The following is a 13605-nucleotide window of genomic DNA, read 5'->3' as shown; positions in this document are numbered from 1 at the left end:
CAGTCGTTCGAACACGTGTTCGAACAAGGACCAAGGTACACCGGCGGTCCGACAGGACGTCAAGACCGGATCGGCGCTACGTTCCGTGCATGTCGCCAACCGACGAGCACCCCTCCGTCACCCGCTTCCGCGCCGAGCTCGCCTCCCGCGGTGGCACCGGCCGGATCGTCGTCCTGCCCGACTCCGTCCACACCGCCGCGCTCGCCGCCGAGGCGCTGGGGTGCGAGGTCGGCGCGATCGCCAACAGCCTGCTGTTCCGGGTGCCCGCTCCGTCCGACGGACCGGACACGGCCGCCGGCGACGCGCCCCGCGACGCGGCAGCGGCCGGCGCTGCGGGCGAGCCGGTCCTGCTGCTCACCAGCGGGGAGCACCGGGTCGACACGGGGCGCGCCGCCGAGCGGATCGGCGTACCTGCCCTGACGCGGGCCGACCCCACCTTCGTGCGCCGCCACACCGGCCAGGTCATCGGCGGGGTCTCCCCCTTCGACCACCCGGCCCCGCTCCGCACGTTCCTGGACCCCTGGCTGGCCCGACACGAGGTCGTCTGGGCCGCCGCCGGCCACCCCGCGGCCGTCTTCAGCACCACCTACGAGGAGCTGCAGCAGATGACCGGCGCCACCGTCCTCGACGTCACCTGAGCCACCAGCGCACTGCCCAGGAGCTCCACCTCCTCGGGCGACCGATGACGTTCTGGGGTGATCGTTCGGCCGAAGAGGTGACCTTTCCCCGGTTGACCGGGGAAACGCACCGGACCTCCGCGGCCGATCAGACGGGTGGTCGGCCGAACGTTCACCCGACCACCCGACTGGTCCCCGGCCAGCCGGGGATCAGTCGGTCCCCCGGCACCGCCTAGGGTGAGGCGCATGGCGCGGGTGGCGGTCGTGGGGGGCGGGTACGCCGGGCTGGCGACCGCGGCGCGGCTGGCCAAGCTGGGCCACGAGGTGACCGTCCTGGAGGCCGGTGACCGGGTCGGCGGGGCCGTCGGCTTCGTCGAGAAGGACGGGTTCCGCTGGGACGCCGGGCCCTCCCACACCCTGCTGCCGGCGGTGCTGCGCGACCTGTTCCGCAAGTCGGGCCGCCCGCTGGAGCGCGAGCTCGACCTGGTGCCGGTGCAGCCGGGTCGCCGCCACGTGTTCGAGGACGAGACCGTGCTGGACCTGCCGGTGGGCAGCCGCGGGGACCAGATGGCCGCCTGGGACGAGCTCGGGCCGGGCCTGGGCGCCAGCTGGTCGGCGTACGTCGACACCTTCGCCGACGACTGGGAGGCGCTGCGCCGCGACTACTTCGAGCGGCCGTGGTCGCGCGAGCACGCCGGCAAGCAGGCCACGGCGCTGCTCGGCACCCGGATGACGCTGCACAAGCTCCTCCTGCGCTCGTTCAAGGACCCGCGTCAGCGCGAGGTCGCCGGCCTCGCCGCCACGATGGAGGGGCACGACCTGCGCAACGTGCCCGCGTGGGTGGGCCTGTGGACCTACGTCGAGCAGAACTTCGGGATCTGGACCTCCCCCAGCGGCATGGGCGCGCTGGCCGAGGCGCTCACGGGCCGGCTGCGCACCCGCGGCGTGACCGTCCTGACCGGCACCCCGGTGATCGACCTCGTCCTGCACCAGGGCCGGGCCTGCGGCGTGCGCACCCCGCAGGGCGTGGTCGACGCCGACGTCGTGGTGGTCGCGGTCGACCCCCGCCGGATGCCGGCCCTGGCCCCCCACGTGCAGCGCACCACCCCCGCCGTGCCGCCCGTGGTGTGCCACGTCGGCCTGGTCGGCGAGGTCCCGGACCTGCCCCACGAGACGGTGCTCCACGGCAACCCCCTGATGGTGGTCCGCACGGGCGGTCGGGCCCCGGAGGGCGCCCACGCCTGGACGGTCCTGGCCCGCGGCCAGATCGCCGAGGACGTCATGACCGCCGTGCAGCGCGCCGGCATCCGGGTGCGCGACCAGGTCGAGGTGCGGGTCGACCGCAGCCCGCTGGACCTGGTCCGGGCCTGGAACGGGTCGCCCTCGGGCGTGCTGTGGCAGGGCCGCGCCACCGTCACCCGCCGCCTGGGACCTCGTACGCCGATCCCCGGCGTGCTCGCCGCCGGCGCCCACGCCACGCCCGGAGCCGGGCTGCCCTCGGTCGGCCTCTCGGCCGCCCTGGTCGCCCAGGTCCTCGGCCCCGCCGACTGACCCGACCGACGAGCCCCCTCAGGCTGAGAGCGACAGCGCCGACCAGATCTCGCGCGTGGCCTTGGAGCGGTTCAGCGTGTAGAAGTGCAGCCCGGGCGACCCGGCGGCCAGGAGGTCGTCGCACAGCTCGGTCGCGATCGCCATCCCCTCGGCCCGCACCGCCGCGGCGTCGCCCTCGTGGGGCAGGATCCGCGCCAGCACCTCGGGGGGCATGTCGCGCCCGGAGAGCTCCACCATCTTGGTCATCGAGCCGATCCCCAGGATCGGCATGATCCCCGGGATGATCGGCATGTCGACCCCGGCCGCGGCGGCCCGCTCGACCAGCCCGACGTAGTCCGACGCGCGCAGCACCATCTCGGTGACCGCGAACTCCGCGCCCGCGTCCTGCTTGGCCCGCAGGACGGCGACGTCGTCGTCGAGGGAGGCCGCGTCGCGGTGGCCCTCGGGGAACGCCGCGACGCCGATGGAGAGGTCCTCGGTGCGCCGCACCAGCTCGACCAGGTCGGAGGCGTGGTCGACGCCGCCCTCGGTGGGGACCCAGTCGGTGCCCGGGCCGTCGGGCGGGTCGCCGCGCAGGGCCAGCACGTTGTGGACCCCGGAGCGGACCAGGTCGGCCAGGATCCGCTCGAGCTCGGCGGTGGTGTGGCCCACGCAGGTCAGGTGGGCCATCGGCAGCAGCGAGGTCTCCTGCGCGATCCGGGCCGTGATGGCCAGGGTCCGGTCACGGGTGGTGCCGCCGGCGCCGTAGGTCACCGAGACGAACGTCGGGTCCAGCGGCTCGAGCTCGCTGATCGAGCGCCACAGCACCTCCTCGCCGGCCTCGTCCTTGGGCGGGAAGAACTCGAAGGAGAACGACCGGCCGTCTCCTCGCAGGAGGTCGCCGATGCGCCTGGCATCGATGCGTGGGGCCCCGGACATGTGGTTGAGCCTACGGGGCTAGTCTCGCCGGGTGACCGCGCTGCACACGGGTTGGGACGCCGCACGGTTCCGCGCCGACGTCGAGGCCGCGCTCCAGGACTTCGTCACCGCGCGCATCCGCGGGCTCGGCGACCTCGGCCCGGATGCCGAGCGCCTGCTCGAGCACGCCCGCACGAGCGTCTCGGGCGGCAAGCGCCTGCGGGCCGCCTTCTGCTGGTGGGGTCACCAGGCCGTCGAGCCGGTCGCCGGCGGCCCCGGCGGCGGGGACGAGGCCGCCCTGCTGCGCGCGTGCGCCGCCCTGGAGCTGCTCCACGCCAGCGCCCTGGTCCACGACGACCTGATGGACGCCTCCGACGTGCGCCGTGGCCGGCCCTCGACCCACCGCGCGTTCGAGCAGCTGCACCGCGAGCAGGGCTGGACCGCCGGCTCCGAGCAGTACGGCGCCTCCGCCGCGATCCTGCTCGGCGACCTCCTGCTGAGCTGGTCCGACGAGATGCTGCGCACCTGCGGCCTGCCCGCCGAGCGGGTCCTGGCCGCCCTGGGCTACTTCGACCTGACCCGCACCGAGGTCGTGGCCGGTCAGTTCCTCGACGTCTCGGTGCAGGCCCGCGGCACCGCCGACGTCGAGACCGCGATGACCGTGCTGCGCTACAAGTCCGCGAAGTACTCCATCGAGCGGCCCCTGCACATCGGCGCCGCGCTCGGCGGCGCCACCCCCGAGGTCGTCGACCAGCTCACCCGCTTCGGCCTCCCGCTGGGCGAGGCCTTCCAGCTGCGCGACGACCTGCTGGGCGTCTTCGGCGACCCCGAGGTCACCGGCAAGCCCGCCGGCGACGACCTCGTCGAGGGCAAGCGCACCGTGCTGGTCGCCCTGGCCCTGGACGCCCTGCCGCCGGCGCAGGCCCGTCTGCTCGACTCCTCGCTCGGCCAGCCGCTGGACGCCGTCCGGGTCGCGCAGCTGCGCGACCTGATCGACTCCTCCGGGGCGCGCGAGCAGGTCGAGACCGTCATCGACCACCTCACCGGCACGGCGCTGACGGCCCTGGACCGCGCGTCGGTGCACGACGACGCCCGCGAGGCACTGGTCGCGCTGGCCGACCAGGCGACCCGCCGCACCGTCTGACCGGCCACGCCGGCCAGCTCCGGCCCGGTCCGGCGGCACCGCGGACCCCGGGTGGGGCAGCGCCTACAGCGCGATCGCCTGCGCCCGCCGCTTGACCTCGGAGCCGCGGTTCTCGCGCAGCGCGTCGATCGGGCGCCCCGGGAGGGTGTCGTCGGGGGTGAACATCCAGGTCAGCATCTCGTGCTCGGTCCAGCCGCCGTCCGAGAGCATCGTCAGCAGGCCGGGGACGCCCTTGACGATCTCGCCGTCCATGATCAGCTCGGCCGGGACCTGCTGGCCCGCACCGGGCACGGGCACGGCCGCGGCGAGCTGGTGCTCGCGGATGAACTGGCGCACCTTGCTGACGGTCACCGACAGCGCGGTCGCGGCGTCCTTCCAGTCCAGCCATGCGGGGATCAGGACCCCGAGGTCGACCTGGCTGCTGTCCGGAGAAGGGTCGTTGCTCACGCAGGCCATGCTGCCACCACGCCGCCCCCGACGCCTCACCTCCCCGGTCACGGACCCCCGAGCGCCTAAACTCCAGCGAGTCGGGTCCCTTCCCCGTCCCGGCGCCTGGAGGAGACGTGAACCGCACCGCCGACGCGTTGGTCGGACAGGTCCTCGACGGCCGCTACCGCGTGGGTCCCCGGATCGCGCGCGGCGGGATGGCGACGGTCTACGAGGCCACCGACCTGCGGCTGGACCGCACGGTGGCGGTCAAGGTCATGCACGAGGGCCTGGCCGACGACGACGAGTTCGTCCGCCGCTTCCAGCGCGAGGCCCGCTCGGCGGCCCGCCTGTCGCACCACAACGTGGTCTCGGTGTTCGACACCGGCGACGACGACGGCACCCTGTTCCTGGTGATGGAGCACGTCCCGGGTCGCACCCTGCGCGACGTGGTGCGGGCCGAGGCGCCGGTGTCGCCCTCGCGCGCGCTGGCCCTGGTCGAGCCCGTGCTGGCCGCGCTCGGGGCGGCGCACGCGGCCGGCCTGGTGCACCGCGACGTCAAGCCCGAGAACGTCCTGCTCGCCGACGACGGTCGGGTCAAGGTCGCCGACTTCGGGCTCTCCCGCGCGGTCAACGCCGAGACCCAGCACACCGCGACGGGCGGGGTGCTGATCGGCACCGTCTCCTACCTCTCCCCCGAGCTGGTCGTCGCCGGGGCCGCCGACGCGCGCGCCGACGTCTACGCCGCCGGTGTCCTGGTCTACGAGCTGCTCACCGGCCACAAGCCGCACCAGGCCGACAGTCCCCTCCAGGTCGCCTGGAAGCACGTGCACGAGGACATCCCGGCCCCCTCGGCGCGGGTGCCCGGCATCCCGGCGTACGTCGACGCGCTGGTGGCCCGCGCCACCGCCCGCGACCCCGACCTGCGGCCGGCCGACGCGCGCGTCCTGCTCCAGCAGGTGCGCCGGGTGCGCACCGCCCTCGACCAGGGCGTCACCCGCGACGACGACCTGCTCGCCGACCTCACCTCCACCAGCCGGCTGCACGGACGGGAGGGGTACGCCGACACCGGTGACGAGCTCCCCGACCAGATCCTGGCCCCCGCCGACCTCGGCCGGGTGCTGGACCGCGAGCACGACGCCCGCGAGGACCCGCACGGCCACCTCCTCGAGCCGGCCGGGGCCCGCACGTCCACCACGCCTGGCGGCCCTGGCGGCCCGGCGCTGCTCGCGCCCCAGCAGCGGACCGGCGGCCCGGACGAGCCCACCACGTGGACCCGTCGCGGCGCCTACGACGGGGCCGGCGTCCCCGACCAGGGGACCGACCGGACCGACCAGACCGACGACTGGGCCGGCTGGACCGAGCCCACCGGCCGGACCGGCGGCCCCACCGACCCGACCGGCCCGGTCTCCCCGGCGGCGCCCCGTCGCCGCGGACGCGGCCCGCTCACCCTGGTCGCCGTCCTGCTCCTCGCGCTGCTGGTCGGTGTCGGCGGCTGGTGGTTCGGCGTCGCCCGCTACACCGCGACCCCCGGCGTGCTCGACCTGACCACCGCGGCCGCCAAGGCCCGCCTGGCCGACGACGGCCTGTCCCTGCGCCTGGCCGGGCAGGGCTGGTCCGAGACCGTCGCCAAGGGGCACGTCCTGCGCACCGACCCCGCCCCGGGCGACCGCGTGCTCAAGGACGGCACCGTGGGCGTGGTCCTGTCCCGCGGCCCGGAGCGCCACGACGTACCCGTCCTGCGGGGCTCCACCCTCGACGACGCCCAGCAGGCCGTCCTGGACGCGCACCTCGACTTCGGTCGGGCCGTGCAGCGCTACGACGACTCCGTCCCGCGCGGTGAGGTCATCTCCAGCGACCCCAAGGCCGGCACCCCCCGGCCCCGCGGCAGCGCCGTCGACGTCGTCGTCAGCCGCGGACCCCGCCCGATCCCCGTCCCGGACTGGACGGGCAAGGACGCCGACAAGGCGACCACCGCGCTGCGCAAGCTCGGCTTCGAGGTGACCACCACCCGTCAGCACAGCGACACCGTCGACCAGGGCGAGGTCGTCACCCAGACCCCCGACAGCGGCACCGGCGCCAAGGGCGACACCGTCACGCTGGTGGTCTCCCAGGGCCCCGTCCTGGTCACGGTCCCGCGCATCACCGGCATGGGGCTGGCCGACGCCCGCGCCGCCCTGGAGGCGGCCGGGTTCAGCGTCCGGGTGACCCACGCGTCGATCTACCTGGGCCTTCAGTACGTCGCGTCCTCCTCGCCCGGGTCCGGCGACCGCGCCCCGAAGGGCAGCACGATCGTCGTCCGGGTCGTCTGACCCCGTACCGTCCGGAACCGGGCCCGACCCCAGCTCCAGCACCGGTCCGGACCCGTCCCGGACTCGTCCCGGAGCCGTCCTGCGGCCCCGGACGCCCTCGTCCCACGTGTCACTTCTGCCCCTTCAGTCACACGGGTCACGCTGGTAACGTCGCGAACCGTGCCCGGCGCGCCCACGTGCCGGACGACGAGAAGCCGCCGTCGGACCGCTGCGTCCGGCGACTACGGAGGCCACCGTGACCCGCACCCGACACCCCCAGCCGCCCGAGTCGACCCGGACCCCGCCGCGCCGGGTCGCCCGGGCAGGAGCCGCCGGCGTCGCCACGCTCGTCGCCGCCGTCGGGCTCGGCGGCACGCTCGCGCCGACCCCGGCCGTCGCCGCCCCCGGCGCCCACCCGACCGTCGCCCACCCCGCCCTCGCGGCGGCGGCCTCGACGGGTCGTCGCTGGCCCGGGCACCCCGATCGCTACCTCCTCGCCCACCGCGTCCGCCCTGGCGAGACCGCGACCTCGCTGGCCGTGCGCTACCACGCCTGGACCCGGGAGCTGGTGCGGCTGAACCACCTCGGTCACGGCCGCGCCCTCTACGTCGGTCGGGTCGTCACGATCCCCGTCGTGGTCTCGGCCTACCGCCGGGCCTACGGGCACGGTCCCGCCTCCGGCGGACCATCCGGGGGCTCGAGCTCGGGCTCGGGCTCCCACGCGACCTCCGGCGGGGGCTGGCGGCACGCGGACCTGAGTCGTCGGCAGGTGGCCGGCGTGGTCCGGCGCACCGCGCGGCGGCACGCGGTCCCCTCCTCCCTCGCCCTGGCGATCGCCTGGCAGGAGTCGGGCTGGCAGCAGCGCCGGATCTCCAGCACCGGCGCGATCGGGGTGATGCAGGTGATGCCCGACACCGGCCGCTGGATGAGGGCGTACGCCGGTCGCCCGCTGCACCTGCGCGACACCCACGACAACGTCCTGGCCGGGGTGCTCACCCTGCGGGTCCTGCGCGCCTCGACCAAGCACGACCGCGCCGCCATCGGCGCCTACTACCAGGGCCTCGGCGCGGTGCGGGAGCACGGCCTCTACCGGGACACGAAGGCCTACGTGCGCTCCGTGCGGGCCATCCAGTCGCGGCTCGTGCGCACCGGGTCGCCGTACTGAGCCACCGGGCCGCGCACCTCCGGGTCCCGGGTCGCCGCACCTCGGCCGGTGCCGCCTAGGCTGCGCGCGTGCAGCAGAGGGACGAGCGTCGGGTCGCCCTCGCCGCGACCCTGGCCCTGCTCGGCATCACGGCCGCCTGGGGATCGACGTTCTTCCTGATCCACGACCTGCTGAGTCGCGTGCCGGTCCCGGACTTCCTGGCCGTGCGGTTCGCGATCGCCTCGGTCGCGATGCTCGCGGTCGCCCCGCGCGCCGTCACCCGGCTCCCCGCCGCGGCCCGGCGGCACGCGGTGGTCCTCGGGGTGCTGTACGCCGGCGCCCAGCTCCTCCAGACCGCCGGGCTCGCGCGCACGCCAGCCAGCGTCTCGGGCTTCATCACCGGGCTGTACGTCGTGGCCACCCCCCTGCTGGCCGCGCTCGTGCTGCGCACCCGGATCGGCCGGGCGACCTGGCTCGCGGTCCTCGTCGCCGTCGCCGGGCTCGCGGTGCTGACCCTGGGCGACCTCGGGACGGCCGCCGGGGCGTCGTACGGCGAGGCGCTGACCCTGGTCTCCGCGGTCGTCTACGCGCTCCACATCGTGGGCCTCGGCGCCTGGTCGACGCCCGCGGACGCCCTGGGCCTCTCGATCGTGCAGTGCCTGGTGATCGCGGTGGTGTGCGGCGTCGCGGCCGCTCCCGGCGGGATCACGCTGCCCAGCGGGCCCCGCGCCGGCGCCGACTGGGTCTCGATCGTCTACATGGCCCTGGTCGCCGGCGCCCTGGCGCTGTTCGGGCAGACCTGGGCCCAGGCCCACCTGCCGCCGACGCGCAGCGCGATCGTGATGAGCATGGAACCGGTCTTCGCGGCCGTCTTCGCCGTCGTGCTGGGCGGTGAGCAGGCGACGCTGCGGATGCTGCTGGGCGGCGGGCTGGTGCTGGTCGCCATGCTCGTGGTGGAGCTGGCGCCGCGCCGGCCGGTCGAGGGCGAGGTCCAGCACCTCGTGGTGTGAGGCCTTCCACATCGTGGGACCCCCGTCTCGCGGCTCGGACAGCCCCGTTGCGCGGTCCTAGGCTCGGCCCATGGTCGTCGTCATGTTGCCCGGAGCCACCGAGGAGCAGATCGCCCACGTCACCGAGCGGGTCGAGGCCACCGGCGGTCAGGCGTTCGTGAGCCGGGGCGTCGTACGCACGATCATCGGGCTGGTGGGCGACATCGAGTCCTTCCACGGGCTCAACCTGCGCACCATGGCCGGCGTCCAGGACGTCTACCGGATCTCCGACCCCTACAAGCTGGTCAGCCGCCAGCACCACCCCGAGCGCTCGACCGTGCACGTCGGGCCGGCGGGCCGGCAGGTGCCGATCGGTCCGGAGACCTTCACCTTCATCGCCGGCCCGTGCGCCGTCGAGACCGCCCAGCAGACCCTCGAGGCGGCCGAGATGGCCAAGGCGGCCGGCGCCACGCTGCTCCGGGGCGGTGCCTACAAGCCCCGCACGTCGCCGTACGCCTTCCAGGGGCTGGGGGTCAAGGGCCTGGAGATCCTCGCCGACGTCCGCGAGATCACCGGCCTGCCCGTGGTCACCGAGATCGTCGACGCGCGCGACGTCGCGGTCGTGGCCGAGCACGCCGACATGCTCCAGATCGGCACCCGCAACATGGCCAACTTCGGGCTGCTCCAGGCGGTCGGCGAGTGCGGCAAGCCGGTGCTGCTCAAGCGCGGGATGACCTCGACGATCGAGGAGTGGCTGATGGCTGCGGAGTACGTCGCCCAGCGCGGCAACCTCGACGTCGTCCTGTGCGAGCGCGGCATCCGCACCTTCGAGCCGGCCACCCGCAACACCCTCGACGTCTCGGCCGTGCCGGTCGTGCAGGCGACCAGCCACCTGCCGATCATCGTCGACCCCTCGCACGCGGGCGGCCGGCGCGACCTCGTCGTCCCCCTCTCGCGCGCCGGGATCGCCGTCGGCGCCGACGGCGTCATCGTCGACGTCCACCCCGACCCGGAGAACGCCCTCTGCGACGGCCCCCAGGCCCTCCTCGGCGCCGACCTCCGGGCGCTGGCCCAGGCCGTCCGCCAGCTCCCCCCGATGGTCGGCCGCCGCGTCCTGACCCCCTGAGCAGGGGGGGGCGAGGCGGCCGCGGAGCCCGCTTGCAAATCGGGGTTGGAGACGCTCCACGAGACCCAGTCCGGCGCGGGGGCGTCCTCACCCACGAAACTGCCTCGCTGCACACGACGCATCGTGTGCAAGGAGGCAGTTTCGGTTCATCACCTGGGAAACCGGTCGGCCCGGCCCCCAGGGACCTGCCGACGCTACCCGGCCAGGATCCGGCTGAGCACCAGGGCGGCGTCCTCGACGTCGAGGCGGTCGACGTCGAGGTGGGTGAGCATCCGCAGCTTGGTCGGGCCGACGGCGCCGACCAGGACGCCCTGGGCACGGGCCGCCTCGACGACCGCGGGGGCGTCGGGCACGTCGACGACCACGATGTTGGTCTCGGTCAGGGCCGGGTCCATCCCGCAGGCCTCGGCCAGCAGCTGGGCGTGCCCGTGGTCCTCGACGAGCCGCTCGACGTGCTGGTCCAGGGCCCACAGCGCGCCGGCGGCGAGGATGCCGACCTGGCGCATGCCGCCGCCCATCCGCTTGCGCAGGACGCGCAGCCGCTCGACCTGCTCGGTCGACCCCATCACCACCGAGCCCACCGGCGCCCCCAGGCCCTTGGAGAAGCAGACCGCCATCGTGTCGGCGACCGCGCCGTACGCCGACAGCGGCGTGCCCGTCGCGACGTGGGCGTTCCAGATCCGGGCGCCGTCGACGTGCACAGCGCAGCCGAGGTCGTCGGCCAGCGCGCGCAGCGCCCGCAGGTCCTCCAGGGGCAGCACCGTGCCGCCGGCGAAGTTGTGGGTGTTCTCCACCGAGATCGCCGCCGTGCGCACGAAGAACGGGCCCATGTCGGGGGCGTGCATCTCGCGGATCGCCTCGAGGTCGACCTGGCCGCGGTCCTCGCGCCAGGTGCGGCTCGTGATCCCGGTGAAGGCGCCGTGCGCGCCGAGCTCGGCGCGCAGGATGTGCGCCCGCGCCTCGCAGAGCACCTCCTCGCCCGGGCCGACCAGCGCCGCGACGGCCAGGACGTTGGCCATCGAGCCGGTCGGGGTGAACAGCGCCGCCTCGAAGCCGAACCGCCCGGCGACCTCCTCCTGGAGCTCGTGGACCGTCGGGTCCTCGTCGTAGACGTCGTCGCCCACCTCCGCGCGCGCCATCGCGCGACGCATGTCCTCGGTGGGGCGGGTGACGGTGTCCGAGCGCAGGTCGATCATGCTCCCGAGACTAGGCAGCGCCGGTCCTCCTCACTCCAGCAGGTCCGGGGTCACCCACTCCCGGCCGAGCACGTGCTGGTCCAGGAAGGCCAGCACGGTCTGGTTCCACACCTTGCTGTGGCCGGGCTGGAGCACCCAGTGGTTCTCGTCGGGGAAGTAGAGGAACCGGTGCGGCATCGACCCGTCCGCGGCCTCGGCGCGGGAGGCCAGGTCGGTGAACAGCCGCAGCCCCTCCCCGATCGGGACGCGGTAGTCGCGGTCGCCGTGGATGACCAGCATCGGGCTGACGATGGCGTCGGCGTGCAGGTGCGGGGAGTTCTCGCGGGCCATCTCCGGGGTCATCTCGCGCGCCCAGTACCAGGGGGCGTCCGTGGTCGGGCCGAACTGGTCGAGCGCCCACAGGCTGGCGTGCGTCACGATCGCCCGGAAGCGGTCGGTGTGGCCCGCGACCCAGTTGGCCATGTAGCCGCCGAAGGAGCCGCCCATCGCGGCGGTGCGGGTCTCGTCGACGTCCGGCCGGGCCTCGGCGGCGTCGGTGGCGGCCATCAGGTCGGTGTACGGCGCGCCGCCCCAGGCGCCCCAGCCCCGGGCGATGAAGTCCAGGCCGTAGCCGGTCGAGAGCGCGGGGTCGGGGAGCAGCACGGCGTACCCCCGGGCCACGGCGATCCAGGGGTTCCAGCGCCACGACCAGGCGTTCCACGACCCCAGCGGCCCGCCGTGGATCCACAGCAGCAGGGGCGCGGGGTGCTCGGGCGAGGCGTCGTCGGGCAGGCACAGCCAGGACCGGACCCGGGTGCCGTCCTCGGCGGTGGTCTCGACCTCCTCGAGGCGGCCCGGGAGCGCCGGCGGCTCGAGCGGGCCGCGCAGCGGGACCGAGTCCTGGTCGGGGGTGGTGGCGTCGAGGCGGACCGGGCGCGCGGGCTCGGCGTACGACGACCGCATCGCGAACACGGTGCCGCCGTCGGGCGAGACCTGCACGTCGGAGTAGGCGAACGCGTCGCCGGTCAGGCGGGTCACCTCGCCGCTGGCGACGTCGATCCGGAACACGGGCGCCCGGCCGTCCTCGTCGGCGGTGGTGATCACGGCCGACCCGTCGGGGGTCCAGTGCGCACCGTGGGGCCAGCGGTCCCAGCCCTGGCCGAGGACCTGGAGCGACCCGTCCGCCAGGTCGAGGACGGCGAGGTCCAGGTCGGTCGGGGCGTACGGCGTGGAGCGGATCTCGCGCACCAGGGCCACCCGGGTGCCGTCGGGACTGAACCGGGGCGATCCGAACTCCGCCTCCGGGTCGTCGAGCAGCGTGCGTCGCTCGCCGGTCGCGACGTCGACCAGCGCCAGCGTCTCGCGCACCCCGCCGCGCTCGGGCTCGAGCCACACCGTGACCACGCGGGAGCCGTCCGGGCTCACGTCGAAGCCCCCGCCCGACACGCCCTCCAGGGAGCGCCCCGGGCGCGGGGTCAGGTCGCGCAGCTCCAGGGTGGGATCGGCCTCCCCGGCAGCAGCCGGGTCTGCCAGCGGCCCGCCCACGAAGATCCGGGCCCGGTCGGGGCCGAGGTCCTGGTCCCAGAACCGCACCGGGGCGCCCTCGTGCAGGATCGCGGCGACCTTGGCCTTCGTGCGCGCCTCGCGCACGTCCCGGTCGGCCCCCTCGTCGGTCGCCGAGGGGAACGTCGCGGCCACGACCGCGACGTGCCCGGTGCCTCGCGCGACCCGGACGGCGTCGACGCCACCCGCCCGGGTGGCCACCACCCGCGCCTCGCCGCCCCCGGCGGGCAGCAGCCACAGCCGCGCGGTCTTCTCGTCCCCGCCCGGGTCGCTCTTCGCGGCCCCCGGGTCGGGCCGGGTGGAGGTGAACAGCAGCGAGCCGTCGGGCAGGTACGCCGCCCCCGACTCCCCCGCCGCGCTGCGGGTCAACCGGCGCGCCGGCCGCTCCCCGGCGGGGTCGACCTCCCACAGCGCCGTGACGAACCCGTTGCGGTCGGGGTTCAGCGACTGGACGGACGTGACCAGCCGGTCACCCGCGGGCGAGAGCACCAGCCCCGACCCCCGTCCGAGGGCCAGGTAGTCGTCGAGGTCGTGGAACGGGGTCGTGGGCCGTGCGGCTGCCGAGTCAGTCATCCCGTCTTGCTATCACGGGTCCCTGACAGGACCCCGTCGGACCGGTCCGCGGTGGTCGTCGTACGCCCTGGTCGGCCGCGGGCGCCGTGCCGGGCCGCCACCTCATCGG

The 13605-nt window shown here is 75.2% G+C and carries 11 protein-coding genes; 7 read left to right on the top strand and 4 right to left on the bottom strand.

Features of this window, described 5'->3' with window-relative positions:
* Window positions 1-89: 89 nt before the first annotated feature.
* Window positions 90-638, top strand: a complete 549-nt coding sequence (locus ACYVDA_RS06520) for a YbaK/EbsC family protein (protein WP_460816252.1) — start codon at window positions 90-92, stop codon at window positions 636-638.
* A 225-nt stretch (window positions 639-863) separates the two neighbouring features.
* Window positions 864-2168 carry a phytoene desaturase family protein gene (locus ACYVDA_RS06515; RefSeq protein ID WP_460816250.1) on the top strand — a complete coding sequence of 435 codons (1305 nt, stop codon included), beginning with the start codon at window positions 864-866 and terminating at the stop codon, window positions 2166-2168.
* An 18-nt stretch (window positions 2169-2186) separates the two neighbouring features.
* Here the strand turns inward: ACYVDA_RS06515 and metF are convergent, their stop codons facing one another.
* Window positions 2187-3086 carry a methylenetetrahydrofolate reductase [NAD(P)H] gene (metF, locus tag ACYVDA_RS06510; protein ID WP_460816248.1) on the bottom strand — a complete coding sequence of 300 codons (900 nt, stop codon included), beginning with the start codon at window positions 3084-3086 and terminating at the stop codon, window positions 2187-2189.
* Between the two features lie 31 nt (window positions 3087-3117).
* Between metF and ACYVDA_RS06505 the strand changes: the two genes are divergently transcribed.
* Window positions 3118-4209, top strand: coding sequence for a polyprenyl synthetase family protein (locus ACYVDA_RS06505; protein WP_460816246.1), 1092 nt, complete (start codon window positions 3118-3120; stop codon window positions 4207-4209).
* A 63-nt stretch (window positions 4210-4272) separates the two neighbouring features.
* On the opposite strand, the gene ACYVDA_RS06500 is transcribed toward ACYVDA_RS06505, so the two are convergent.
* The gene (locus tag ACYVDA_RS06500) at window positions 4273-4656 is read right to left on the bottom strand and encodes an Rv2175c family DNA-binding protein (protein WP_460816244.1); all 384 of its coding nucleotides are present in this window, start codon (window positions 4654-4656) and stop codon (window positions 4273-4275) included.
* 116 nt (window positions 4657-4772) lie between these two features.
* Here ACYVDA_RS06500 and ACYVDA_RS06495 point away from each other — a divergent pair, with 116 nt between their 5' ends.
* From ACYVDA_RS06495 to aroF, 4 genes are all read left to right on the top strand, one after another.
* On the top strand, window positions 4773-6947 hold the full coding sequence (locus ACYVDA_RS06495) for a PASTA domain-containing protein (protein ID WP_460816242.1): 2175 nt from the start codon (window positions 4773-4775) through the stop codon (window positions 6945-6947).
* 235 nt (window positions 6948-7182) lie between these two features.
* The gene (locus ACYVDA_RS06490) at window positions 7183-8091 is read left to right on the top strand and encodes a transglycosylase SLT domain-containing protein (protein ID WP_460816239.1); all 909 of its coding nucleotides are present in this window, start codon (window positions 7183-7185) and stop codon (window positions 8089-8091) included.
* 68 nt (window positions 8092-8159) lie between these two features.
* A complete protein-coding gene (locus tag ACYVDA_RS06485) occupies window positions 8160-9080 on the top strand; it encodes a DMT family transporter (protein ID WP_460816237.1) in 921 nt (306 codons plus the stop codon).
* A gap of 70 nt (window positions 9081-9150) precedes the next feature.
* Window positions 9151-10185 carry a 3-deoxy-7-phosphoheptulonate synthase gene (gene aroF / locus ACYVDA_RS06480; RefSeq protein WP_460816235.1) on the top strand — a complete coding sequence of 345 codons (1035 nt, stop codon included), beginning with the start codon at window positions 9151-9153 and terminating at the stop codon, window positions 10183-10185.
* A 194-nt stretch (window positions 10186-10379) separates the two neighbouring features.
* Here the strand turns inward: aroF and ACYVDA_RS06475 are convergent, their stop codons facing one another.
* Together ACYVDA_RS06475 and ACYVDA_RS06470 are read right to left on the bottom strand one after the other, a co-directional pair.
* Window positions 10380-11381, bottom strand: a complete 1002-nt coding sequence (locus tag ACYVDA_RS06475) for a threonine aldolase family protein (RefSeq protein WP_460816232.1) — start codon at window positions 11379-11381, stop codon at window positions 10380-10382.
* A gap of 30 nt (window positions 11382-11411) precedes the next feature.
* Entirely contained in the window at window positions 11412-13496 is a 2085-nt protein-coding gene (locus tag ACYVDA_RS06470; RefSeq protein ID WP_460816230.1) for a S9 family peptidase, read from the bottom strand.
* Between the last annotated feature and the right edge of the window lie 109 nt (window positions 13497-13605).

This window comes from Nocardioides korecus (assembly GCF_054778395.1).
The sequence above is the reverse complement of the archived record's forward strand: the minus strand, read 5'-3'. Positions and strand labels throughout refer to the sequence as shown.